9 protein-coding genes are annotated in these 26,695 nt (G+C 64.1%); 6 read left to right on the top strand and 3 right to left on the bottom strand.

The features are described 5' to 3' along the window. The first annotated feature begins 115 nt into the window (after nucleotides 1–115). The 5 genes from PQR27_RS35290 to PQR27_RS35310 all read left to right on the top strand — a co-directional run bounded on the left by PQR27_RS35290 (nucleotide 116) and on the right by PQR27_RS35310 (nucleotide 19,509). On the top strand, nucleotides 116–9,781 hold the full coding sequence (locus tag PQR27_RS35290) for a non-ribosomal peptide synthetase (protein ID WP_408528156.1): 9,666 nt from the start codon (nucleotides 116–118) through the stop codon (nucleotides 9,779–9,781). Nucleotides 9,782–9,814: 33 nt separating this feature from the next. Further along, nucleotides 9,815–14,836, top strand: coding sequence for a non-ribosomal peptide synthetase (locus PQR27_RS35295; RefSeq protein WP_408528157.1), 5,022 nt, complete (start codon nucleotides 9,815–9,817; stop codon nucleotides 14,834–14,836). 78 nt (nucleotides 14,837–14,914) lie between these two features. Then, nucleotides 14,915–16,288 carry a lysine N(6)-hydroxylase/L-ornithine N(5)-oxygenase family protein gene (locus PQR27_RS35300; RefSeq protein WP_408528158.1) on the top strand — a complete coding sequence of 458 codons (1,374 nt, stop codon included), beginning with the start codon at nucleotides 14,915–14,917 and terminating at the stop codon, nucleotides 16,286–16,288. A 46-nt stretch (nucleotides 16,289–16,334) separates the two neighbouring features. Beyond that, the gene (locus PQR27_RS35305; protein ID WP_408528159.1) at nucleotides 16,335–18,569 is read left to right on the top strand and encodes a TonB-dependent siderophore receptor; all 2,235 of its coding nucleotides are present in this window, start codon (nucleotides 16,335–16,337) and stop codon (nucleotides 18,567–18,569) included. Nucleotides 18,570–18,666: 97 nt separating this feature from the next. After that, a complete protein-coding gene (locus tag PQR27_RS35310; RefSeq protein ID WP_408528160.1) occupies nucleotides 18,667–19,509 on the top strand; it encodes a formyltransferase family protein in 843 nt (280 codons plus the stop codon). 770 nt (nucleotides 19,510–20,279) lie between these two features. On the opposite strand, the gene PQR27_RS35315 is transcribed toward PQR27_RS35310, so the two are convergent. Then, nucleotides 20,280–22,460 (bottom strand): TonB-dependent siderophore receptor, encoded by a 2,181-nt coding sequence (locus PQR27_RS35315; RefSeq protein WP_408528161.1) that lies wholly within the window; start codon nucleotides 22,458–22,460, stop codon nucleotides 20,280–20,282. A 407-nt stretch (nucleotides 22,461–22,867) separates the two neighbouring features. On the opposite strand from PQR27_RS35315, the gene PQR27_RS35320 reads away from it, so the two are divergent. Beyond that, nucleotides 22,868–25,096: an NADP-dependent isocitrate dehydrogenase gene (locus PQR27_RS35320; RefSeq protein WP_408528162.1), complete on the top strand. Its 2,229-nt coding sequence runs from the start codon at nucleotides 22,868–22,870 to the stop codon at nucleotides 25,094–25,096. Nucleotides 25,097–25,188: 92 nt separating this feature from the next. Here PQR27_RS35320 and PQR27_RS35325 read toward each other — a convergent pair whose 3' ends face one another. Further along, nucleotides 25,189–25,416, bottom strand: coding sequence for a hypothetical protein (locus tag PQR27_RS35325; protein ID WP_408528163.1), 228 nt, complete (start codon nucleotides 25,414–25,416; stop codon nucleotides 25,189–25,191). Between the two features lie 396 nt (nucleotides 25,417–25,812). Next, a complete protein-coding gene (locus PQR27_RS35330; RefSeq protein WP_408528164.1) occupies nucleotides 25,813–26,619 on the bottom strand; it encodes an alpha/beta fold hydrolase in 807 nt (268 codons plus the stop codon). Between the last annotated feature and the right edge of the window lie 76 nt (nucleotides 26,620–26,695).

Genomic DNA, 26,695 nt, shown 5'->3' on the forward strand with positions numbered 1-26,695 from the left:
GAACAAAACAAGGTTGACGGTAAAGATTTGCGCTCGCGGTTCGTCACACCAATGAAGCGGCCCATTGCGGCCTGCGACTTGGCCCATGCGGCCAGTTCTAACGGATTTCATGCCCATGACGAGCTTCCCGATTGCGTTGCACCACCGAATCCACGCTTTGGCGCGCATCGATCCCGATGCGCCCGCGCTTGCGTCGTTCACGCCGCACACGGTGCGGCTCACGCGTGGCGAACTGGATCGCCGCGCGGCGCGTCTGGCGGCCCAGCTAAGGCGTGCGGGTGTCACGACGGAAGTGCGCGTCGGCGTATGCGTCGCGCGTTCGTGCGATCTGTTTGTCGCATTGCTCGCAGTCCTGAAGGCGGGTGGCGTGTTCGTCGCGCTCGATCCGCGTCATCCGGCCGCACGCCTCGATTGGATCGCGCAGGATGCGGGGCTTGCGCACGGCATTGTCGATAGTTCAGCAGATGCGGCGATGCGTAAGCGTTTCGCTCAATGTGTCGACGTCGAAAGCGCTGCGTTGACGGATGACGTCGCAACGCGTTTCGACGATGACGATGAACCCGTGCATCCGCGCGCGGCCGCCTACATGATCTACACGTCCGGTTCGACCGGTACGCCGAAGGCGGTGGCAGTCGAGCACGGCCCGCTCGCCGCGCATGGCGACGCGCTCGCCGAATCCTTGCCGATCGACGCTACCGATCGCGTGCTGCATTTTGCCTCAGTGAATTTCGATGTCTCGATTGAAGCGTGGCTGGTGCCGCTCGCGGTCGGCGGCAGTGTGGTGATCAGCGACCCGCCGCCATTCCCACCGGAAGCCACACACGCATTCATGTTGCGCGAAGGCGTGACCAATACCACGCTGCCGCCCGCTTATTTGCGCGAGTTCGCGAACGTTTGCGAGCGCCTTGGCGTGCCGTCAACGCTTCGCACGCTGCTGTTCGGGGGCGAGGCGATGTCGCAGGACAGCTTCGACGAGATTCGCCGCGTGTTCCCGTCGATCCGCCTCGTCAATGGTTATGGCCCGACCGAGGCGGTGATTTCTCCGATGCTGTGGCCGGTCAATCCGGGCACGACACCGGCGCTTGAAGAGGGCAATGGCTACGCGTCGCTACCCATCGGCTGGCCGATCGGACGCCGCGTCGCGCATATCGAAGGCATCGCGCAGCGAGGCGAGGCCGGCGAACTGTTGCTCGGCGGCGTGTGTCTCGCGCGTGGCTATCATGGCCGCGCGGCGCTCACCGCCGAACGTTTCCTGCCGGACCCGGGCGGCGAGCCAGGCGAGCGGATCTATCGCACGGGCGACCTCGCGCGCGAACGTGTGGACGGCTCGTTCGACTATCTGGGCCGTATCGACGATCAGGTGCAGGTGCGTGGCGTGCGGGTGGAGCCGGGCGAGATCGCGGCTTGTCTGTTGACGCATGCCGCAATCGCCGATGCAGGCGTGCTGGCCGAAACGGCTGACGGCAGGACGCAACTGATCGCCTGTATCGTGCTGAAAGAAGCACTCGACGACGCGGCGCTGCAGGCGCACCTCGCCGCACATTTGCCGCAGGCGTGGCAGCCGCATCGCTTCGCGCGCTTCGAGCGTCTGCCTTATACGCTGAACGGCAAGCTCGATCGCGCTGCATTGCGTGACGCCGTAGCGGCGCTGCCGGTCGTGGCAAGCGCTGGTTATGCGGCGCCGCAAACCGCTACGGAAGAACGTCTCGCGGGCCTCTGGCAAAAACTGCTGAACGATCCGGCGCCGATCGGCCGCGCTGAGCGCTTCTTTGCACGCGGTGGCGATTCGCTCGCGGCGATGCAATTGCAGGCGGCGATCCGCGTCGAATGGCGCGTGAATCTCAGGCTCGATGCGTTGTTCGACGACCAGCCGCTCGAGACGCTCGCCGCATTGATCGATCGCAGCGAGACTGAAACGTTGATTGATGGGCACCGGATTACAGTGGTGCGGCCCGTCGATGCCCCGTTCGTTGACCGTGCGGCCTCGTTCGCCCAGCAGCGCTTCTGGGTGCTCGCGCAAACGCAGGATGCAGGGTCCGCGTATCACGTCGCCGTGCAATGGGACGTGCAGGGCGCACTCGACGTCGGCACGCTGCAACGCGCGCTCGATTGCCTGATCGAGCGTCAGGAGGCCTGGCGCACCACGCTTGTCGAAACCGACGACGGCATCGTGATGCAACGCGTCCACGCCGCATTGCCGGTGCGGATCGCCGACATCAGCCTGCACACCAGCAGCGAGGCCGTGCGCGCCGCGCAGCTCGCCGAGCTGACCGGGCATCATGTCAGTGAGGCATTCGAGCTATCGACTGGCCCGCTGTTGCGCGCCACGCTCATCACGCTCACCAACAACACGCAGCGCTTCCTGCTGACGGCACATCATTCGATCAGCGACGGCTGGAGCTCGCGCTGCGCCTTCGACGAACTGAAAACGGCCTACGCCGCATTCGCTACCGGACGTGCGCCGCAATTGCCCGCATTGCCGGTCCAATACGCCGACTATGCGCAATGGCAACGCGACTGGCTCGCGGCCGGCGAGGGCGAGCGGCAACTGACCTATTGGCGCGCCGCATTGCGCGATGCGCCGGAACCGCTCGCATTGCCGCTCGACCGGCCGCGCTCGCCACAGCGCGACCATCGCGGCGGCCGTCTTGCGTTGCGCCTTCCCGCAGCGCTTTCCGAAGCCGTGCGCGACACGGCGCGGCGTGCGCAGGCGTCCACTTTCACTGTGCTGCTGGCAGCCTTCGACGCCTGGCTCCATCGCCTGACCGGCGCGACTGACATCGTGGTGGCAGCGCCAATCGCGCATCGGCAGCGCGCGGACACCGCGCCGCTGGTCGGTCTGTTTCTCAACACGCTCGCGTTGCGCGCCCACGTCGCGCCGGACCAGTCGTTCGCCGCGTTGCTCGACGGCGTGCGCCGCTCGGCATTCGATGCCTTCGCGCATCAGGACGTGCCGTTCGATCAGGTGCTCGACGCCGCGAAGCCGCCGGTGCGGCGCGGTGAGGAATGGCTCAAGGTCAAGTTCGCGCAGCAGTTCGATCTGGAGTTGACGGCGGAACTACCGGGCGCTTCGGTGCGGATGTCACCCGGTCTCGATCTCGCGGCGCGTTTCGATTTCGCACTCGATTTCACCGATGACCCGCGCGGCATCGAACTGGTTGCCGCCTATGCACTCGACGGCATCGATGAAGCGACCGCGCAAGCATGGCTTCATAGTTACGCGACGCTGGTGGCGGACGCGGTGCGCGATCCACAACGCGCGATCGCCGAACTGGACTGCGCGGATAGCGTGGACTATCGCTCGGCGCGGCAAGGTCGCGCGCTTCACTCCGCAGCTGGGAACGTGCTTGCGCTGTTCGCCCGACAGGCGAGCGAAGCACCGCATCGCATCGCGCTCGCGGACGCCGATACGCAGATCACCTTTGCTGAACTCGATCACGCCTCGGACCGCATCGCGCTCGCCTTGCAGCAACGGAATGTGGGCGCGGAGCAGCCTGTTGCGGTGTGTATCGAACGTTCGGCGCGCTTTGCCGTGGCGCTGCTCGGCGTGATGAAGTCGGGCGCCTACGTGGTGCCGCTCGATCCGGCGGCGCCGCAGGAACGGCTGGCCGCTGCGGTCGGCGCCTGCAACGCGCAATGGGTGCTGACGGCTTTTGATGGATCCGCAACGGGCGCCATCGGCAATGCGCAAACGCTCGATCTCGACACGCTCACGCAGTCCGTATCTATAGCGGGTATAAGCGGGCCACGCACCACGCCGTCGGTTTCGCCCGACCAGGCCGCGTATCTGATCTTCACATCCGGCTCGACTGGCACACCGAAGGGTGTCGCGATCTCGCATCGTGCATTGGCGGACTACGTCGAAGGCATGCTGGACGAACTCGCCTTCGCTGCCGACGCCTCGATGGCGATGGTGTCCACCGTCGCCGCCGACCTCGGGCATACGACGCTGTTCGGCGCGCTCTGCTCGGGCCGCACCTTGCATCTGCTGCCCGCGCAATGTGCATTCGATCCCGATCGCTTCGCCCACGAGATGCGCACGCGCCGTGTCGGCGTGCTGAAGATCGTCCCGAGCCATCTGCATGCGCTGCTCGACGCCCAACAGCCAGCCGACGTGCTGCCCGCGCATGCGTTGGTGACGGGCGGTGAAACGCTGCCGTGGTCGCTGGTCGAACGGATCGCGGCGCTCAAGCCCGCGTGCCGCGTCATCAATCACTACGGCCCGACTGAAGCGACGGTCGGCGCGCTGACTTGCGACACGTCCGCAGCGGCGCAGGCGGCATGCCGCACTGACAGTGCGCAAGCCGTGCCGCTCGGCCTGCCGTTGCCGAACGCCTATGCATGCGTACTCGACAAGCACGGCGCGAGCGTGCCGCGTGGCGGGATCGGCGAACTGTATCTCGGTGGTCCAGGCGTCGCGCGTGGCTACCTGAACCGCGCGGCCGCGACCGCCGAACGCTTCGTACCGCATCCGTTCGCAGCGGGTGAGCGTCTCTACCGCACGGGCGACCGCGTGCGTCTGCGGGCCGATCGCCGGCTGGATTTCCTTGGACGTCTGGACGATCAGGTCAAAATCCGCGGCTATCGCGTCGAACCGGGCGAGGTGAGCACGGCATTGCGCGCGCTGGATGGCGTGACGCAGGCTGAAACGCTCGCGGTGGAACATGAAGGGCGCTTGCGTCTGGCGTCGTTCGTGGCGCTGTCCGGCGGATCGCGTCTTGACGAACCCGCGTTGCGCGCCGCGTTGACCGCGCGTTTGCCGGAGTACATGGTGCCGGCCGTATTGTTGCTGGTGGCTGCATTGCCGGTCACTGCAAACGGCAAGGTCGATCGTGCCGCGTTGCGCGCGCTGGCTGCCGCGCCGTCGCCGTCGGTCACGCAAGGGGATGCGCCGCAAGGCGCGACCGAAGAGGCGCTCGCGGCGGTCTGGAAAGAGGTGCTCAAAGCGGAGCACGTGGGCCGCGACGACAACTTCTTCGAACTCGGCGGCGACTCGATTCTCGTGCTGCAGGTGATCGCGCGTTCACGCAAGCGCGGCGTGCGCTTCACGCCGAAGCAGTTGTTCGACGCGCCGACCCTCGCGCAACTTGCGCGCGTGGCAACCGCGGTGGAGGCAGCGGCGCCGGCCACGTCGAAACTGCCGCCAATGGCGAGGAGTGCTGAGCATGCCGCGATTCTCACGCCTGCCCAGCTGCGCTTTTTCGCGCTGGATATTCCACAGCGTGGTCACTGGAATCAGTCGATCGAACTCGAGACGCCGGCGCCGTTCGACTTCGATGCGTTTGCCCGGGCGTTCGACACACTGCTCACGCATCACGAAATTTTTCGCCACCGCTTCGCGCAAAGCGGCCCCCAGGGTGAATGGCAGTTGACGCTCGCCGCGCGCGCGTTCGAGACGCTGCCGCTCGCGGCCGCTTCCGCACGCGACGAAGCCGACGCGCTGGCGCAATTCGACGCCCTGCAAAGCACGCTCGATCTGACACACGGCCCGCTCGTCTGCGCGCTGGCCGCGATGCTGCCCGACGGCACGACGCGGCTCTATCTGGCGATCCATCACATCGTCGTCGATGGCGTATCGTGGCGTGTGCTGCTGGACGATCTCGACGCCGCGTACCGTGCCGCGTGCGAGCGTCGCAGCGTGCGTCTTACGTCGACGGGAATCACTGCGCAGGACTGGGCGGCGCGGCTCGCTCGTGCTGCAACCGATACAGCCAACTCGCCGTTCGCCGCCGAAGTGCCCTATTGGGCCGCGCTCGCCACGCCATACGACGATCTTCCGCTCGACCGCCCCAAGGCTCACGCAACCAATGCCGACGCGCACACGGTCATCCAGACCATCGACGCCGACCTGACGCGCGCCGCGTTGACGGAAGCGAACGCTGCCTACCGCACGCAGATGATCGAACTGCTGGTCGCGGCGCTGGCGCTGTCGCTGGATAAGCAGACTTGCCGCATCGAACTCGAAGGTCATGGCCGCGAGGCATTGTTCGAGGATGCCGACGTGAGCCGTACGCCTGGCTGGCTGACGAGCCACTATCCGGTGGAATTCGTCGTCGGCAGCACGTCGGCGGCCACACTCGCTACGGTCAAGGACAGCTTGCGTGCGGTGCCGAACAAAGGGCTCGGCTTCGGCGTGCTGCGCCATTACGGCGACCCGGCGACGCGCGCGGCACTGGCCGCCGTGCCGCGTCCGCGTGTCACTTTCAATTACCTGGGTCAGTTCGATGCGCCGCGCGACGCCGCGCTCAGGCCGCGTTTCGGCGGCGCGGGCCGCGAGCGCGATCCGGCAGGTCCGATCGGCAACGCACTCGCCATTCACGCCTATATCGACGGCGACGCCACGCGAACGCTCAAAGTCCATTGGGTATACGGCGCGACGCAATTCGGGCGCGCGACGATCGAAGCGCTCGCGCAGCGTTTCGAAACCGCACTCGCCGAATTGACGGCTGCATGCACCGCGCGCCTCGCGCAACGCGGCGCTGGCGCCACACCCGGCGACTATCCGCTCGCGCGCGCGGGCGGCCTGACGCTTGCCGCGCTGGAGCGCGTGCCGCTCGATCTGCGTACCGTCGACGATATCTACCCGTTGTCGCCGATGCAGCACGGCATTCTGTTTCACTCGCTGTTCGCGCCCGAGCAGTCGACCTATGTGAATCAACTGGTCGCGACGTTGATCGAACCCGACGTCGAGCGTTTGCGTGCCGCGTTTGAAGCAGCCGTGCCGCGTCACGATATCTTGCGCACGAGTTTCACACCGGACGAAGCGACGCCGATGCAGATCGTGCATCGTCAGGCGCGTATGCCGGTCGAGGTGCTCGATTGGCGCGATCAGGGCGAGGGCGTGCTGAATACCTTCGAGACCTGGCTTAGCGCCGACCGCGCGCGCGGTTTCGATCTGACCGCGCCGCCATTGATGCGCGTGGCGCTGATTCGCGTCACGGATGACGCATGGCGTCTTGTCTGGACGCGCCACCATCTGCTGCTCGACGGCTGGAGCACGGCGCGTTTCTTCGCCGATATGTTGCGCGACTATATCGAGCCACCGCGTCCGCAACCGTTCGCGGCGCCCGCGAAAACCCGTTACCGCGATTTCATCGCATGGCTCGGCGCACGCGACGCAGAAGCAGAGCAAGCCTTCTGGATGCAACGTCTTGCGCGTCTCGACGAACCGACGCTCGTTGCCGGGCGCGACACGCAAGCCCCGCTCGTGGCCGGCCATCTCACGCGTCGTGAAAGCCTTGACGCCGCAACGACCGCGCGCCTGGGCGAAACGGCGCGCCGTCTGAAGGTGACCGTCAACACGATGGTGCAGGGCGCATGGGCGCTGGCACTGCAACGCATGACGAATCACACGTCCGTCGCATTCGGTGCGACTGTGGCGGGCCGGCCCGATGCGTTGCCTGATGCTGACACCGTGCTGGGCCTTTTCATCAACACGCTGCCGGTCATCACGGCGCCGTTGCCGCAACGTTCGGCGTCGGCGTGGCTTCAGGAATTGCAGCGCGACAATGCCGCCGCGGCGGAACACGCGCATACGCCGCTCTATGAAATCCAGCAGTGGGCGGGGCAAGGTGGCGGCGCGCTGTTCGACTCGCTGGTGGTGTTCGAAAACTATCCCGTCGACGAAGCGTGGCAAGGACGTGACGCGCGCGCGTTGAAACTGCGCGACCTGCGCAATATCGAAGCGACTGACTTCGCGCTTACGCTGGTGATCGAAGCCGGCGCGACGCTCACGATCGACTATGGCTACGACACCGCGCGGGTGGATGAAGCACGCGTCGTGGCGTTGCATCGTGCGTTTGCCGCGTGCCTCGATGGTTTGATCGCCGATCCACATGCGCCGCTCGGGACGATCTCGATCGCGAGCGTCGACGACCTCGTCACGCTGGCGCGCGCCAACGCGACCGCGCAAGTGTGGCCGTCAGCACAGCAACAGCCGCTGCATCGTCAGTTCGAACAGGCGGCGCTCGCGTCGCCGGATGCGATCGCGCTGGAGTTCACCGATCCGCAGGGACGCACGCAGCAGATGACCTACCGCGCGCTCGACGCGAACGCCGAGCGCGTCGCCGCCGCGCTCAACGCAGCGGGCGTGCAGGCCGATACGGCGGTGGCGTTGTGTGTCGAGCGGTCGTTCGACATGGTGGTGGCGCTGATCGGCATCCTGAAAGCGGGCGCGGCGTATCTGCCGATCGATCCCGACTATCCGGCCGAGCGCATCGGCTATCTGCTCAACGACGCCAGGCCGGCGGTCGTGCTGACGCAAGCGCATCTGCGCGACCGCGTGGTGGCGGCAGTGGAGAACAGCAACGTCAGGATTCTGACGGTCGACGAACTGCTCGTCACGGACGCCACGCTCGCCGCGCCCGTGCCGGTCGCGCCCGATCAACTGGCCTATCTGATCTACACCTCCGGTTCGACCGGCAAGCCGAAGGGCGCGGGCAACTCGCATCGCGCGCTCGCGAACCGGATTGCGTGGATGCAGGACGCGTATCGCCTGAGCGTCGACGACGTCGTGTTGCACAAGACGCCGTTTGGCTTCGACGTGTCGGTGTGGGAATTCGTCTGGCCGCTCGCCATCGGAGCGAAGCTCGCGATCGCGGCGCCTGGCGATCATCGCGATCCGGCGCGTCTGGTGGCCGCCATCGAAACGCACCGCGTCACGACGCTGCATTTCGTGCCGTCGATGCTCGCGGCCTTCGTCGCGCATCTGGAGGATTTCAAGGCCGCCGCTCGCTGCACGAGCATCGAGCGCATCGTCGCAAGCGGGGAGGCGCTCGCACCTGAACTGGTGGCGCGCGTCGCGCAGCATCTGCCCCAGGCACGGCTTTACAACCTGTACGGCCCGACCGAAGCCGCCATCGACGTGTCGCATTGGACCTGCGACGCCCGCGATGCGGGTGCTGCGTCCGTGCCGATTGGCCAGCCGATTGCAAACCTGCAACTGCATGTACTCGATGCGGCGTTGCAGCCGCTGCCGCAAGGCGCTGTCGGCGAACTGTATCTGGGCGGCGTGGGTCTGGCGCGCGGCTATCTCGGCCGCGCGGCGTTGACCGCGGAGCGCTTCGTTCCCAATCCGTTCGTGGAAGGTGCACGGCTGTATCGAACCGGTGACCTGGCGCGTCGTCGCCCTGACGGCGCACTCGAGTATCTCGGCCGTATGGACACGCAGGTGAAGCTGCGCGGCCAGCGCATCGAGCCCGGCGAGATCGAAGCCTTGTTGCGTGCCGCGCCAGGTGTGCACGACGCGGTGGTGATCGTGCGCGACGAGCAGTTGATCGGCTACGTCGCGCGCGGTAGCGGCGGCGCGATCGACACGTCCGCGCTGCTTGACGGCTTGCGTGCGCAATTGCCGTCGTACATGGTGCCCGCGCAACTGATCGGGATGGACGCGTTGCCCGTCACGCCGAACGGCAAGTGCGACCGTCATGCGTTGCCGGCGCCCGTTCGCGGGCTCGCAAACGAACCCGCCGCCACGTTGTTGGAGACGGACACCGAGCGCGAACTGGCCGCCATCTGGAAACGCGTGCTGCGTCTGGACGCGATTGGCCGCGACGACGACTTCTTCGCGCTCGGCGGTCACTCGCTACTCGCCACGCAGGCGAACGCGCAGGCCAATCTTCATTGGACGTTGATCCTGCCGCTGCGCACCTTGTTCGACGAACGCACGTTGCAACGTTGTGCTGCGGCGATCGATCGCGCGCGGGCCGAACGCGACGCCGACACCGGACCGGACACCGCCAGCGCGATCGACGCGCTCCTCGGTGAGTTCGAACTCCAATAACGCTCCAGCCGACCCGACCAGAGACAACCCAGTATGAGCATCGCCAAACCGGACCTGCTTTCTCTCGCCGCACGTTTCGCGCTATTGCCCGACGCGCAACGCAAGGCCTTCCTCGCGAAACTCGACACGGCCGGCATCGATTTTCGTGTGCTGCCGATTCCGCCGCGCGCCGAGCGCACCGCAAGCGTGCCCGCGTCGTTCGCGCAAACGCGGTTGTGGCTGCACGCCCGCATGATCGACGAGCCGGCGGCGTATCACGTCACCGAACGTTTGCGTCTCGATGGCGCGCTCAATGCGAATGCGTTGCGCCTGTCGTGCGATGCGCTGATCGCGCGTCACGAGGCATTGCGCACGACCTTTGCTGAAAGCGCTGACGGCGTATTGCAGGCCGTGCACGCGCCGTCGCGCTGCCCGTGGCATGCCAGCGACGTGAGCACGCTGCCGGCGAGCGAGCGCGAAGCCCGCGCGGCCGCGATCGCGCAGGCCGATGAAGCACAACGCTTCGATCTGTCGCAGGGGCCGTTGATGCGCGCGCATCTGATCCAGATCGACGCGACGACGCACTGGCTCGCGCTGACGACGCATCACATCGTCTCGGACGGCTGGTCGGCGGACGTGATGCTCGCGGAACTGGCGTCGTTCTATCACGCGTACGCAAAGAGCGACGCGGTGTCGCTGGCGCCGCTGCCGATCCAGTACGCGGATTACGCGCTGTGGCAGCGCCGCTGGCTCGATGCCGGCGAGCGTGAGCGTCAGCTCGAATTCTGGCGGGCCCGGCTGGATGCGAGCCGCGACGTACTGATGTTCCCAGGCGCCGCGCCGCGGCCGGCGCAACGCAGCGCGCGTGGTGCGCGGCATCGCTTTGTAATCGAGCCGTCGCAGGTTCAGCAACTCAAGGCGCTCGCCAATGCACAGCGCGCGACGCCGTTTGCCGTGCTGCTTGCCGTACTCAATGCGCTGCTGGCGCGCGCGTCGGGTGAAACGCAGATTCAGATCGGCGTGCCCGCCGCGAATCGCGAGCGCAGTGAGGTGGCCGGCCTCGTCGGCTTCTTCGTGAACACGCTCACGTTGGCCACACCGGTACCGGCGACGCAGTCGTTTGCGGCGCTGATCGGCGCGACCCAGCAAACCCTCATCGACGCTCAATCGCATCAGGATGTGCCGTTCGAGCAGGTCGTCGAGGCGCTCGGCGTGGTGCGCAGCGCGAGCCACCATCCGCTGTTTCAGGTAATGGCCGCCTACGGCGCGCGGCGCCGCTTGCCGTCGCTCGCTGAAGTGCGCATGACGGAGTTGCCGTCGGGCGCGCCGTTTGCCAAATTCGATCTGACGCTCAGTTTCGAGGAACGCGACGACGGTTCGATCGACGCCTACTTTATCTACGCGCTCGATCTCTTCGACCGCGATGCGGTGGAGCGTCTCGCCGCGCGGTTCATCGAATTGCTGGCCAACGCAACTGCTGCCCCCGCCACGGCGCTTGGCGATCTGCAATGGCTGCCCGAGGCCGAACGCGCTCAACTCGACGCATGGAACAGCACGCCGCTCAACCATGCCGCAGCGTTCAGGCCCGTTCATCAGCGCGTGGCCGACCATGCCCGAGCGCGGCCCGATGCCCGTGGCGTCGCCGATGCCGAACGTTCGCTCTCGCGTGGCGAACTGGACGCACGCGCGACGCGGCTCGCGCAACGGCTCGTCGCAGCAGGGGTGAACGCTGAAATGCGTGTGGGGGTGGCGTTGAGTCGCTCGGTTGATCTGCTGGTCGGATTGATTGCCGCGCTCAAATCGGGCGGCGCGTTCGTGCCGCTCGATCCGAGCCATCCACGCGAGCGTCTCGCGCAGATTCTCGACGACGCGCAGATTACCCACGTCATCACCGAACGTGCGAGCCTCGTCGCGCTGCCGGTGTCGGATCGCTTGCGCCTGTGGCTGATCGACGAACAAATCGAGCGTGACGATCCGCCGACGGCTCAGGTCGCGCTGCCCGCTGTGTCGCCGCATCAGGCGGCCTATGTGATCTACACCTCCGGCTCAACCGGCAAACCGAAGGGCGTCGTGGTCGATCACGGCTCGTTCGCGCTGCATTGCGCGGCGATTGCCGAGCGCTACGGCGCGGGCGAAAAAGACGTGTTCCTGCTGTTCCAGTCGGTCAATTTCGACGGCGCGCATGAAGGCTGGTTCTCGCAATACATGTCCGGCGCCGCGGTGGCGATCACCGCGGACACCCTCTGGCCGCCCGCGCAAACCTGCCGGATGATGGTCCGCGAAGGCGTGACGATGACCTACGTGCCGCCCGGTTGCGCGACCCAGCTCGCCGAATGGGCGCTGGCACATGGTGCACCGCCGAGCCTGCGATCCCTGACGGTGGGTGGCGAAGCCACCTCGCGGGAAGCCTTCGCGCTGATGCGCCGGGCGTTTCCGAACGCGCGCATCGTCAACGGTTACGGCCCGACCGAGACCGTCATCACGCCGATGCTGTGGATGTTCTATCCGGGCGACGATCCCGCCAGGCTCGCGGACAGCGCTTATCTGCCGATCGGCACGCTGGTGGGCGCGCGCAGCGCGCATGTGCTCGACACGCGTCTGAATCCGCTGCCGGTCGGCGTGATTGGCGAGCTGTATCTGGGCGGCGAGGGCGTGGGCGTCGCGCGCGGCTATCTCGACCGGCCCGCGCTGACGGCCGAGCGCTTCGTGCCCGATCCGTTCGGCGCGCCGGGCGCGCGGCTCTATCGCACGGGCGACCTCGTCAAGCGGCGCGCGGATGGCGTGTTCGACTTCATCGGTCGCGTCGATCATCAGGTGAAGCTGCGCGGCTTGCGGATCGAGCTCGGGGAGATCGAGGCGCAGCTCGCCGCGCATGACGACGTGCGCGAAGCCGTGGCGGTCGTGCATGGCAAGGGCGCACAAGCGGCGCTGGTGGCGTATGTCGAGTTGAGTGCCGAAGCGCGCGAGCGCACTGTGCGCGCGGACGCCGCCGAACTCGACGCGCATCTGCGTCACACGCTGCCCGATTACATGGTGCCCGCGCATATCGTCGTGCTCGATGCCTTGCCGCGCAATGCGAACAGCAAGGTGGACCGCGCGGCGTTGCCGGAGCCGCAGCGTGTCGCACGAGCCTATCAGGCGCCCGCAGCCGGCCTGGAAACGGCGCTCGCACAGATCTTTCGGGAAGTGCTGGGCGTGGAGCGCGTCGGCCGCGGCGATCATTTCTTCGAACTCGGCGGCCATTCGCTCGCGGCGGTCCGCGTGGCGACGCGCGTAGCCGAGCGGCTCGCACGCGACGTGCCGGTGCGTACGCTCTTCGAGGCGCCGACGCTCGCGCAGTACGCGCAGCGCGTGATGACTTCAGCGCGCAGCGAGATGGTGGCCGGGAGCGGTCATGACGCAGCGGGCAATGCAGCGAGTCCAGACATGCACGCCGATGCGCAAGGTGTGTGGCCGCTGTCGTCCGCGCAATTGAGTTTGTGGTTTCTGTGGCGCGCGCAACCGGATAGCGCGGCCTACAACATTCCTGTCGCGTTGCGCTTGCGCGGTCCGCTCGATGTCGATGCACTCGGCGAAGCGTTTGCTCAGGCCGCGGCGCGCCATCCGGCATTGCGCACGCGGCTGGTCGAGCGGCACGGCCAGTTGCCGGGCCAGCGCGTCGCGGCGAGCGAGTGTTTCGAACTGCCGGTGGTCGATTTAACGCTCGGCTCCGATGCCGCGGTACGCGAGGCCGCCGCCGTGGCGCTCACCGATGAAGACGCTTTGAGGCCATTCCATCTACTGGACGATGCGCCGCTCTGGCGAGTGCGGCTTGCGCGGCTCGACGAGCAGGATCACGTGTTGTCGCTGGTCGTGCATCACATCGTGTCGGATGGACAATCGATCGATCTGTGGCTGGAGGACGTTCGCGCGATGTATGTGGCGATCGTTCGAGGCGCGGCGCCCGTGGGCTCAGCCGCGTCGCCTCTGCATGGCACACCGGTTCTGCCGGTTGCCGCACCGCGCGCCCGGCTGTCGTTCTGGCGCGAGGCACTCGCCGACGCTTCCGCGCAAATCCTGCCGCCACCGCCGTCGGGACGCTGCGCCACGCCGCTCTGGAGCGCCGGGCGTCTCGCGTTCGAATTCGAACCGGCGCTGGTGCAGCGGGCGCGCGCGATGGCGCTCGAAGTCCACGCCACGCTGCCGATGTTGCTGCACGCCGCGTTGAACATCGCGTTTTATGGCGCGACTGGCGCGACGGATCAACCGGTAGGAGTTCTGGCTTCGACACGCGAGCTGACTGGAGAGACCGCGCGCCGCGCGCTCGGCCTCTTTATCAATGCCGTTGTCGTGCGCACGCGGCTCGCGACCACGGACTCGCCCGCCACGGTGCTGGCCCATGTGCGTGATGCGGCGCTGGCCGCCTACGCCCACGCTGACACACCGTTCGCTGAGGTGGTGGCGGCATTGCGCGCGCCACGCAACCCGCCTGGCAATCCGCTCTTCTCGGTGATGTTCAACTACCTCCGCCCGGCCGGGACCGCCGCGCGCGACTGGGCCGGTCTCACGCTCGACGATTTCAACGACGTGCGCCATCGGGTCGTGTTCGAACTGGAACTCGACGTGGTCGAGCATCCGGACGGACGTGTCACCGGCGCATTTTCTTACGCGGAGGAACTGGTCGATGGCGGATTCGTTCAGGCGCTGACGGCCGACTATCTGGACCTGGTGCAACAGATGGTCGATGCGCCGCATGAGCCGCTTGGCGCATCGCCCGCGCGCTTTGCGTCAGGGAAGCAAGGCATTGCCGTCCAGCCGGCTCCCGCCGCACCCGAGGGCGAGTCCAGGCGCCTCGCTCAGTCGCTCGAACGCGTTTGGGGCGAGCTCTTCGAAGGCAACACGCCCGCGCATCACGACGACCTGTTCGAGGCCGGCGCGACGTCGTTCGACGTCGTTCGCTTCGTCGACGCGGCGCAGGCCGCCGGTTATGCGCTCTCGATTGCCGACGTATTCGCCGCGCCGAACTTCGCGGACCTGGCCGCACGGCTCGTTGCGCCGCATGCATCGACGGTAGCCGAGGTCCGCCATGCCGGTTGAAGTCCCGGCAGTTCACGACACTTTTTTCTCCGGCCAGCGCATCCGGCGCGCCGGTTCACACCGCTAAGGACCTGAGACATGCACAGAGATACCGTATTTAATCTGATCGGCGTCGGCTTTGGGCCGTCGAATCTGGCGCTTGCCGTGCGCCTTGCGGAAGAGACCGGCGTTGCCGACCTCGCGCATTGCTTCATCGAACGTCAGCCGGAATTCGGCTGGCATCGCGGCATGCTGCTCGACGACTGCCGGATGCAGATTTCCTTCCTCAAGGATCTGGTCACGCTGCGCGATCCGAAAAGCCGCTTCACGTTCATCAACTATCTGTTCGAACGCGGACGTCTGGCGGAATTCGTGAATCTGAAGAGCTTCTATCCGACCCGGGTCGAGTTCCACGATTACCTCAGCTGGGTCGCTGCGTCATTCGACGAGCGCGTGCATTACGGGCAGACGGTGACCGGCATCGAACCGGTCAAGGCGCCGGGCAACGCGAACGCAATCGAGGCGCTGCGGGTGTTCTCGCGCGACGCCGACGGCCGCGAATGGCAGCGCGTGACCCGCGCGCTCTCCGTGGGAATCGGCGGCGGTGCGCAGGTGCCGGAGGCCTTCGCCGCGCTCGGCACGCACAACATCGTGCATTCGTCGAAGTATCTGACGTCGATCGACCGGGTGGTCGGCCCGTCGCAGAACGGTCCGCGCAAACGCGTGGCGGTGATCGGCGCGGGGCAGAGCGCCGCCGAAGTGTTTATCGATCTGACGCGCCGCTATCCGCATGTGGACGCGAGTCTCGTGATCCGTTCGAGCGCCCTCAAACCGGCCGACGACAGCCCGTTCGTCAACGAGATCTTCAGCCCGGCTTTTACCGACGTGGTCTATGCACAGCCGAAAGACAGCCGCCGTTCGCTGATCGAGCGCTTTCGCGACACCAACTATGCGGTGGTCGATCGTCCGCTGATCGAGCAGATCTACGAGATGCTCTATTTGCAGGACGTCTCGGCAGACCCACGGCATCGCCTGCTGGCGAACACCGCGATCGAGACGGCGGTCCGTACGGCGAGTGGCCAGATCGAGCTGACGCTGCGCGACCGTCTGAGCGGCCACGCCCGCGCCGAACCGTTCGATGCGCTGGTACTCGCGACGGGTTATCGCCGCGACACGCATTTCGAGTTGCTTGAAGGGCTCGCACCGCATCTGGGCGACGCGCTGGCACAAGGCAATGTCGAACGCGATTACCGGCTCAACACGCCGGCGAACTTCAAACCGCGCATCTACCTGCAAGGCTGCTGTGAAGACAGCCACGGCCTGTCCGACACCTTGCTGTCGGTTCTCGCGCTGCGCTCCGACGAAATCGTCAGGTCGCTCGCTCAACACACCTCGCCAGACTGGTCGACCAGCCGGCCAAACCACACACAAGAAAACGGCGGGGGTAGGGGACGCATGGCCTTCGCTCTTTAATCAAGACGCGGCCATCTGGCGGTATGACAACCTGGAGAATCGAGAGATGGAGTGGGCAATAGGCACGCGTCGGCGTGCGATCTCAGCCGCGGCAAGCGTGGCGTTTTACGCGGCGGCGGGTTATGCGGAGGCACAGCAGGTAGTGCAACCTGCGGCACAGCAGGCAGGCGGCGCACAGCAGCAAACAACCGCCCCGCAGCAGGACGCAACGCCGGCCAGTACGCTGCCATCGATCAGCGTCAAGGCGGCAGCGGAAAGCGAAGCGACGGTGGGCCTCGTAGCGCGTCGCAGCAGCACCGGCACCAAGACCGATACTCCGCTCGACGAAATCCCGCAGACGATCAACGTCGTCACGGCGGCGCAGATCGAAGAGACTGGTGCGACCAGCGTCAACGAGGCATTGCGTTACGTCCCCGGCTTTTCGACGTACGGCGCGGATGTGCGTTCCGACTGGTATTCGGTGCTGCGCGGCTTCACGCCCACCGTATTCGTGGATGGCCTGCAGGTGCCCAACACACTCAATCTCGCGAGCTGGCGTGTCGATCCGTACATGATCGACAGCATCACCGTGCTGCGCGGTCCGACCTCGGTGCTGTACGGGCAGGGCGATCCGGGCGCGATCATCGACATCCAGAGCAAGCTCGCGAATGGCGAGCGGATCCGCGAGGTCGAAATGCAACTGGGCGATTACGCGCGCAAGCAACTGGCTTTCGATGTGGGCGACAAGATCGACAAGGACGGTACGCTGTCATATCGCTTCCAGGGCGTGGGACGGGACGGCAACTCGCAGACCGGGCCGAATCCGGAGCAGCGCGTGGCGCTTGCGCCTTCGGTCAGGTGGCAGCCGAACGCCAAAACCTCGCTGACTGTCGCGGCGACTTACCTGCAGGATTGGGGCGACGCGTCGAACAACTTCCTGCCCGCGCAGGGCACGATCCTGCCCAATCCGAACGGCAAGATTTCGCCGGATCTCTACACGGGCGATCCCGGGTTTTCGCACTACCGCAAGAAGCAATGGTCGGCGGGTTATCAGTTCGAATACAAGTTCGATCCGGTCTGGACCTTCCGGCAGAACACGCGCTTGATGCATTTGTCCCTCGATCAGGGGCAGGTGTTCGGCGGCGGCCTCGATCCGGCTGATCCAACCCAGGCGTCGCTACTGCGGTACGTCGGTCTCTATCAGATGAATTACAGCCGCTTCGATGTGGACAACCAGGCGCTGGCCAGCTTCCGCACCGGTCCGCTCGACCACACCGTGCTGCTTGGCTTCGAATATAACCGGCAATCGACCACCGATAGCGAGGCGATGGCGACCGGTCCGAGTCTGAACATGTACAACCCGGTGTATACGCCGATCACCAACGCAATTTTCGACGGTCCCACGGCGTTCCCGCGCACCAATATCAAGTCGACGCTCAACTCGTTCGGCGTGTACGCGCAGGACCAGGTCAAATGGCAGCGCTGGGTGTTGACACTCGGCGGCCGCGAGGACTGGAGCAACACCAGCCAGAACGACATTGCAGGCGGCACCAATCTGCAGCAGGACGATCATGCTTTCTCGGGTCGTGTCGGGCTCGTTTATCTCGGCGACTACGGCCTTTCGCCGTATATCAGCTATTCGACCTCGTTCAATCCGCTCGTGGGCGTGAAGATCGCGGGCGGCGGCATTGCCCAGCCGACCAAGGGCCGTCAGATCGAAGCGGGTTTGCGCTGGCAACCGGCCGGCAAGAATCTCATGCTGAACGCAGCGGTTTATCAAATTAACCAGACCAACGTCGTCACGCCTGATCTCGCGCTGAACCCAACCGGCAGCATCTCCGCGCAGACCGGTGAAGTGCGCTCGCGCGGCATCGAGTTGAGCGGGGTCGGCAATGTCACGCGCAATTTCTCGGTGATCGCCGCGTACGTGTATCAGGACGTGAAGAACATCAAGGCTGGCGACGTTACGCTCGACAAATGGCCTGTGGATATTCCACGGCCGCGCCAGATGGCTTCGCTGTGGGGCGACTGGACGTGGCACGCTGGGCCGCTCGCGGGTCTGGGCCTTGCCGCGGGCATCCGTTATCAAAGCGGCTCGGCGGGTGCTGCGGACAATTCGCTCTACGTGCCGAGTTACACCGTGTACGACGCTGCGGTCCACTACGAGATGCGCAACTGGCGCTTCGCCGTCAATGCGCAAAACATTTTCAATCGCCGCTTCGTGAGCGGTTGCCAGTCGGTGAACATCTGCTTCTACGGTAATCCGCGCACGGTGATCGCGACGGCGAAATACGATTGGTAAGCACCGGTTCGGGTGGCCAGGTTTGCATCGAGGCCGCCGCCTGAATACTGCTCCTGCTGTTCCGGCCTCCCTCTATCAACACTGAATCGAACTGACTATGCCGAAGAAAAAACTCGTCTACATCTGGTCCTTGAGAAACGCGGCCGCCGACAACGCCGGGCAGGATATCGCGTACAAGGGTGGCACGCGTTATATGAAGTCGGTGCTTGAATCACTGGTCGAAGCGCTCAACGAAACCGGGCTTGGCGATCTGTATTCGCTGGAAAAAGTGATCTACGACGACGACGCGGGTTCCGCGATAGACCGCGAGAAGCTGAAGGAATATGGATTCTCGTACGAGCCGGGCAAACGCTGGTTCTATCTGCCGAATCTGCGCGTGCAGGGCAAGGCCGTCAACGATCTGTTACTGGCGATTCCGTCGACCTATCGGCGTGAGCCGCTTGGCGCGGTGGAGCGTGTGGCGGGCAAGAGCCGCTTTGAGAAGCACTTGCTCGATACGCTGATTGAGCTGAAGGCTGATCTTGTTGTGCTGGATGGACTGCTGATTATTCTTGACGAGCTGGTCCGGCCGGGGGCGATGTTCGATAGCAAGATCGTCAACATTCATCCGGGTGTAACGCGGAGTGAGTCGCCGTATGAGCGGCGTGGTGCTTATGCGACGCTTGATGCGCTGTATGGCGCGCGCGGGCAGAAGGTGGTGAACTGGAAGACGATGGAGACTATCGGGGTTGAGCCGGTTTTTCTAACCGGGGCGTCGTTTCATTATGTTGATAACGGCATCGATTCGGGGGAAGTGATTCATGACGTGTTGAACACCGAGATCGATAAGGACGATACGATTCTTGAATTGCGGTGGAATAATTTTAATCGTAGCTTGTTCCCTGCAATGCAAGAAGGACTTGCCATGATGGCGGGGCACAATGTGAAGGTTGAAGTTTGATTTTTTTTTGCCTTTGGCGGCGGCATGTCCTTGTGCCTGCGGCGTTGGCCTTTCCTTGCATTCTTATTGGTCTATTAGCGTCGCCCCTGTGCGGGGCAGGCACCTACTTTTCTTTGCCGGCCGCAAAGAAAAGTAGGCAAAAGAAAGCGGCTCACACCGCCAACATTTAAGTGGGTCTCCTGGCTTGGAGGGGCTGGTGGTCCGATTAACGGATCACACCTCGGTCCGCAACCGCCTGTGACACAGCCGTCATCCGCTCCCACTCCGCACTACGTGCGTCGCGGTTGGGTCCACCACGGAAACCAGGCGCTTCGTTTGTGCGCGGTGGGGGCCATCGGCTTCGCCTCGGCGAGGCGCCGAAAAACACTGGTGGTTTTGTGAAGTACCGCATCGGCGCGCGCAGCGCCGCCGGAAGCATGACGGCCTGGTCACTCAGGCGGGAGGGTGCGCGGGCCCAGTCTCTACGGGGCCACGAGCCCCTCCAAGCCAGGGGAGCCGCTTAAGAATTGGCGGTGTGAGCCGCTTTCTTTTGCCTACTTTTCTTTGCGGCCGCGCCCCGAAGGAAGTCCACTTGGTGGGCAAAGAAAAGTAGGTGCCCCCCCGCACAGGGGGAACGCTAATAAACCAATAAGAATGCAAGGAAAGGCCAACGCCGCAGGCACAAGAAAATGCCGCCGCCAAAGGCAAAAACAGATCAAGAAAGGGCCACCACCGCAGGTAAACCAACACCCATCACAGCCAACGGCAAAAACCCCCCGCGCATCAGCGCATCAAAACAGCATAGTAGCGCTAGCCACAGCAGTCCGCGTCGGCGAAGGCGACACAAACGAACCCCATGCAGTGGTCCAGTACCTTCGGTTGAACAGATTATTAACCCCAGCCCGAAGGGTCACATCCTTCCCGGCAATCTTCGCCTCATACCGCCCGCTCAAATCGAAGGTGGTATAAGCAGGCACGAACTGCGAGTTAGCCGCATCCACCGCCTGATTACCCACATACTTCCCACCAAACGCCAGTGTCAGCGGGCGCAAATACGACGGGTTGTATTCGACACGCCCCGTGAAGGTAAACCGCGGCGCCCCAAACACACGCTTGCCTTCAATCGACGGATCATCGATATCGACCGCCTTTGTGTCGAGCCACATCACGCCACCCATCACGCGCCATTCGCTGGTCAACGCGAGCCAGCCACTTGCATCGATACCGGTAAAACGCTTGGTGCCGTCCTGCACGAATATGTTGGCGGTGTTCGTATAGTTGTAACCCTGGTCGACGCGGAACAACGCAAGATTGGCGCCCCACTTGCTATGGTCCGACTTGAAGCCGATTTCATACTGCTTGCTCCTCAGCGGGCCAAACGTAGCCGGATAGTTCAGGTTGGTGTTCGACGCCGCGCCGCCCTGTTCCAGCGATTGGACATAGCTTGCGTACACCGTCGAGTAAGGGTCGGTCTTGTACATCAGCGCGAACGTCGGCGTCACCGGATCCGCGCTGTATTGCGTCGACACCGCACCCGTCGTGTCATAAACGTTCTGGCGATACTGCGTATAACGCACGCCAACCAGCGCGGACAGGCGCGACGTGAACTGCACCGTGTCGCTTGCGTACACGGCGGCCTGCGTGGTGCGCTGCTGACGGTACAGGTCGGAGCCGATGCTGACTTCGTCGTTGGTCAGCAAGGTGGTGGCGTACAGGTTGCCATTGCCGAGGAAGAAGCCCTCGTTCCAACCCTGGCTGTTGCTGTATTCACTCGTTTGCGACTGGAAGCCCGCGCCCACCACCACGTCGTGCGTGATGCTGCCCGTGTTGAACTTGCCCTGCACCATCGCGTCGACGTTCTGATAGAAGTAACGCGTCATCGCCGCATAGAGGGTGTTCGAGTAGTTGCCGGCGTCATCGGACACGAACAGGAAGCTGTCCGAGTTGGTGCGGTTCTCCTTGGCGAAGCGGTACTTCAGGCTCGCATGCCAGTTTTCGGAGAGGCGGTAATCGAGGCCCGTGCCGAACGAGGCCATTTCGGTCTGGTAGTAATTCTGCGGTTGCGTCAACGCGTGGGTGACGGTGCTCGCGTCGGGAATGCCGAGGCCGCCGCCGAACATCAGGCCAAATAGCGTGCCGTTGGTTTTGCGCTTCTGGTAGAACGCGTCGGCGCTCCACGTCAGGTCCGGCGTAATGCGGAAGTCGAACGCGAGCGACGCCACCTGGCGGCGCACATGACCGTGATCCTCGGCGGTGTTGCCGTCTTCGTTGACGAGATTCAGGCGATAGCCGAAACGATTGTCATTGCCAAAACGGCCGCCCAGATCGACGGCCTCGGTGAACACGCCGGCCGACTGGTAGCCGACCGTGACGCTGCGGTACGGCGTGTCGGTGGGTCTTTTCAACACGTAGTTGACGATGCCGCCCGGCGCGCCGAAGCCGTACATGAAGCCGGACAGGCCCTTGAGCAATTCGACCTGCTCGAACGGTTCGAGCGGGAGGTCGGTATCCCACGACGGGAAGGTCTGGCCGTCCACCTTGATGCTGTTCAGCGTGTCGATCGGCATGCCGCGCACGGTGAACATGGAGTTTTCGCTGATCGCGTTGTTGCTGGTGACCGACACGGCCGGATCGTACTTGAACAGATCGTTGGAGGTCGTCGCGAACAGATCCTTACCTTCTTCGCTCGTCACGACATGGGTCGAGAACGGCGTGTCCACCTGCTTGCGCGAACCCAGCGCGCCTGCGCTGACGGTGTCGGCCTGCGCCACGGTGGTGTCTTTCGACGCCGAGACGCTCACGGCCGGCAAGGTGGCGGCAGCCTCGCTTGCCGCGGCCTGCGCCCATCCGGTGGTTGACAGAGTGGAAAGCGTCAGACCGACGCTGGCGAAAAGCCCCGCGTTAAGGAGCGGGCGATGACGGCGTTGGCCGCGCACAAGCGCCGGTCGGCCGGCGACAAATAAAGTCTGCATGTTGTTTGAATTGGGCGCGATGGCACCGCCACGCACCAGATGTGCGCAGGCCAGCGTCGTTCGAGCGAATGGTTGTTAAACGGACGGTGAAAATCAAAGCTTACAGATGATAATGCATCTGATTCGCATTAACAAATCTATTTTAGTTGGGTGAGTCATCTATAAGACATCTATCCAAAGACATAGGTGAATCGCCTGTAAGCCTTATCTGGCGGGGCTCGACCCTGTTCGGGACGGCGCTGGCATATGTTTGTTCGGCAGCGAGTAGGCGAAAACGCGCCTATACTCTCGGTCGGGCCGTAAAAAGTGGTGCCGCGTATCGCGCTGCATTTACGTTGCTACATTGCAACTCGTCGGCTCAGCGCTACCAACGCTCTGTCCCTCATTCACCAAGCAAAGCCTTAAACATGTCCACATCGCCCAAGATCATCTACACCCTGACCGACGAAGCGCCTGCTCTGGCGACGTACTCGCTGCTCCCGATCGTCAAGGCTTTCACGCGCTCGTCCAACGTGCTGGTTGAAACGCGCGATATCTCGCTTGCTGGCCGGATCATCGCTGCATTTCCGGATTATCTGACCGCGGAACAGAAGGGTTCCGACGATCTGGCGGAACTGGGTGGACTCACAACGCGTCCGGAAGCGAACATCGTCAAGCTGCCGAACATCAGCGCTTCGGTGCCGCAACTGAAGGCCGCGATCACGGAACTGCGCGACCAGGGCTACAAGCTGCCGGCCTATCCGGACGTCGCCACAACCGACACGGAAAAAGATGTCAAGGCTCGCTACGACAAGATCAAGGGCAGCGCGGTGAACCCGGTGCTGCGCGAAGGTAATTCGGACCGCCGCGCGCCGTTGTCGGTGAAGAACTACGCTCGCAAGCACCCGCACAAGATGGGCGCATGGAGTGCGGACTCGAAGTCGCACGTGGCGCACATGAGCGGCGGCGATTTCTACGGCAGCGAAAAATCCGCGCGGATCGCCGCGGCGGGCAGCGTGAAGATCGAACTGACGGCCGCTGACGGCTCGAAGACGGTCCTGAAGGAAAAGACGGCCGTGCAGGCGGGCGAGATCATCGACGCTTCGGTGCTCTCCAAGAATGCGCTGCGCAGCTTCATTGAAGCCGAAATCGCCGACGCGAAAAGCAAGGGCGTGCTGTTCTCGGTGCACCTGAAAGCCACCATGATGAAGGTGTCGGATCCGATCATCTTCGGTCACGTGGTGTCGGTGTTCTACAAAGACGTGCTGACGAAGCACGCTGACGCGCTGGCGCAAGTGGGCTTCAACCCGAACAACGGCATCGGCGATCTGTACGCGCGTCTGAAGGACCTGCCTGAGCAAACGCGTGAAGCAATCGAAGCGGACATCAAGGCGCAATACGAGCAACGCCCGCAACTGGCCATGGTCAACTCGGACAAGGGCATCACCAGCCTGCACGTGCCGAGCGACGTGATCGTCGATGCCTCGATGCCGGCCATGATTCGCGAGTCGGGCAAGATGTGGGGCGCGGACGGCGCGCTGCACGACGCCAAGGCCGTGATTCCGGACCGCTGCTACGCCGATGTCTACCAGGCCGTGATTGAAGACTGCAAGAAACACGGCGCGTTCGACCCGGTCACGATGGGCACGGTGCCCAACGTCGGTCTGATGGCGCAAGCCGCTGAAGAATACGGTTCACACGACAAGACGTTCCAGATCCCGGCAAACGGCGTAGTTCGCGTGACCGACGCAGCCGGTACGGTGCTGATCGAGCAGGCGGTTGAAGCCGGCGACATCTGGCGCATGTGCCAGACCAAGGACGCGCCGGTTCAGGATTGGGTCAAGCTCGCGGTCAACCGCGCACGCGCCACCAGCACGCCGGCGATTTTCTGGCTGGACGCGGCACGCGCGCACGACGCGCAGATCATCAAGAAGGTCGGGCAATACCTGAAGGACCACGACACCAGCGGTCTGGATATCCGCGTCATGACGCCGGTCGATGCAACGAAGTTCTCGATCGAACGCATCCGCGCCGGCAAGGACACAATCTCGGTCACCGGCAACGTGCTGCGCGACTACCTCACCGACCTGTTCCCGATCATGGAACTGGGCACCAGCGCGAAGATGCTGTCGATCGTCCCGCTGATGGCAGGTGGCGGCATGTTCGAAACCGGCGCCGGCGGTTCGGCACCGAAGCACGTTCAGCAACTCGTTGAAGAAGGCTTCCTGCGTTGGGATTCGCTGGGTGAATTCCTGGCGCTGGCCGCGTCGCTCGAACATCTGAGCAATGCGTATCACAACCCGAAGGCGCAGGTTCTGGCGAAAACGCTGGATCAGGCAACCGGCAAATTCCTCGACAACGACAAGTCACCGGCGCGCAAGGTTGGCGGTATCGACAACCGCGGCAGCCATTTCTACCTGGCGATGTACTGGGCGGAAGCACTGGCCGCGCAAACCGAAGACGCGGCGCTGCAGACGCAGTTCGCGGGCGTGGCAAAGGCGATGATCGACAACGAAGCGAAGATTCTCGAAGAACTGGCTGCGGCGCAAGGCAAGCCGGTCGAGATCGGCGGCTACTATCGTCCGAGCGTCGAGCTGACGAGCAAGGCCATGCGCCCGAGCGCGACGTTGAACAAGATCGTGGACGCTGTCGCGTAAAGCACTGAAGCAGTAAGCGGTAAACATGACGATGGCGCTCTTCAGGAGCGCCATCGTCGCTTGTACCTGCACGTGGGCGGCCATACTTGCCCTCAAACGTGAACGATTTCCCAGTCGCTGAGTTTTTCGGGAATTTCGAGCGTCGAGGTGTCGACTTCGGACAGCTGCGGGCAGGTCAGGCCGCGCGCGAGGTCGTCAGCCGCCTGTTGCGGGCTGGAAAACTCACCGAGCGTTTCGTTGCCATAGGTTGCTTCCCAACCATCCTGTCCCGGCAAAATGTAGAACGCTCCCTGGGTCGAGCCAAAGCGAAAGCCTTTCATTTTTAGTCTCCCAATTGCCATTTAAAAACCGCAGTGCCGTGACGGCTTCCCGCGTGGGCGTGGGACAGTCTCAAACCGCGTTTCATCCCGTCCAACTCAGCCCGACTGCATGAAGCGCCGACTCATGTAAAAGAGTCTACGTCAGCGAACCGCGGCGCAAGCGCTCGTTGGATGGTTCTTCTCATTAAAAAATATTCATATAAAACAAACAGATACGAGTTTAATTTCACGATATGCAACGTGGGGCGACATTGCGAAATGACGAATTTGTGCCACGCACCACGATTTTTTACAGGGCAACGGTTCATGCCACATCGTGAAATATCGGCGATTGGGCGAGAAGGGGCCGCTCCACGTTCAAAGCGAAGCGCGGCTACGCCTGGCGTGCAGGTAGGATCAGGAAAGAACGCTGCGCAGAAAAGCGAGCATGACAGTGTTGAATCGCTCGGGCCGTTGCAGCGGGGCGAAATGGCTTACGCCCGGTAGCAGGATCAACCGCGCGCGAGGAATGCTGCGGGCAAGATAGTCGGCGTGTTCCGGCTTGATGAATTCGTCGTGCTCGCTTTGCACGATCGCCACCGGCACGCGAACGCCGGCTAGATCGTGAATGGAATAGTGGGGCTGGGTTCGCATCATCTGGCTGACCGCGCCGACGAACTCGTCAAACTCCTTGGGCGTAGCGGACAGTTGCGCGTAGTCCCGCGCATGCCTTGCAAAGCAGCGATCGATCACCGGCGTCGGCACAAATGGCTTCGTGCCGCTCGGGTCCATGTTGCAGCCGAAGAAAAACACGCCCGCCACGCGCTTGGGGGTTTGGCTCGCCAGCACCAATGCGACGCAGGCGCCGTCGCTCCAGCCCACCAGCGCCGCGCGCTCGAGTTGCAACGTATCCATCACGGCCAGGACGTCGGAGGCCATCAACTCGTACATATAGGGGCGCGCATCGCGGGTGCTGCGGCCGTGGCCACGGCTGTCGATCACCACCACGTAATGCCCCGCGCCGACCAGTGCGGGCACCTGATAACCCCAGTTGCCGCTATGGCCGAGACCGCCGTGCAGCAGAATCACCGGCGAGCCGGCCCCGTAAGTTGCGTACCAGATCCGGGCGCCCTCATGCTCGACATGGCCCTGGTGGGTCGCGGCGGGCAGAGGGGCCGCGCCGTGCGCTTCGAAATGCTCGAGGGTGTCGTCGTGGAATTCCATGGTGGCCTCGATCGTGGTGAGCTCGACTGCCTCACGATCCGCTAGATTGCCAGCGCCGCCACCAGGAAATCAACCC

The sequence above is a fragment of the Paraburkholderia fungorum genome (genome assembly GCF_046027215.1).
GTDB classification, from domain to species: Bacteria; Pseudomonadota; Gammaproteobacteria; order Burkholderiales; family Burkholderiaceae; genus Paraburkholderia; species Paraburkholderia fungorum_D.

What these genes read in the sequence shown, in the direction of transcription:
- PQR27_RS35325 (WP_408528163.1), bottom strand. Translation starts at nt 25,416, where the DNA reads ATGAAAGGCTTTCGCTTTGGCTCGACCCAGGGAGCGTTCTACATTTTG.
- PQR27_RS35305 (WP_408528159.1), top strand. Translation starts at nt 16,335, where the DNA reads ATGGAGTGGGCAATAGGCACGCGTCGGCGTGCGATCTCAGCCGCGGCA.
- PQR27_RS35320 (WP_408528162.1), top strand. Translation starts at nt 22,868, where the DNA reads ATGTCCACATCGCCCAAGATCATCTACACCCTGACCGACGAAGCGCCT.
- PQR27_RS35300 (WP_408528158.1), top strand. Translation starts at nt 14,915, where the DNA reads ATGCACAGAGATACCGTATTTAATCTGATCGGCGTCGGCTTTGGGCCG.
- PQR27_RS35295 (WP_408528157.1), top strand. Translation starts at nt 9,815, where the DNA reads ATGAGCATCGCCAAACCGGACCTGCTTTCTCTCGCCGCACGTTTCGCG.
- PQR27_RS35310 (WP_408528160.1), top strand. Translation starts at nt 18,667, where the DNA reads ATGCCGAAGAAAAAACTCGTCTACATCTGGTCCTTGAGAAACGCGGCC.
- PQR27_RS35315 (WP_408528161.1), bottom strand. Translation starts at nt 22,460, where the DNA reads ATGCAGACTTTATTTGTCGCCGGCCGACCGGCGCTTGTGCGCGGCCAA.
- PQR27_RS35290 (WP_408528156.1), top strand. Translation starts at nt 116, where the DNA reads ATGACGAGCTTCCCGATTGCGTTGCACCACCGAATCCACGCTTTGGCG.
- PQR27_RS35330 (WP_408528164.1), bottom strand. Translation starts at nt 26,619, where the DNA reads ATGGAATTCCACGACGACACCCTCGAGCATTTCGAAGCGCACGGCGCG.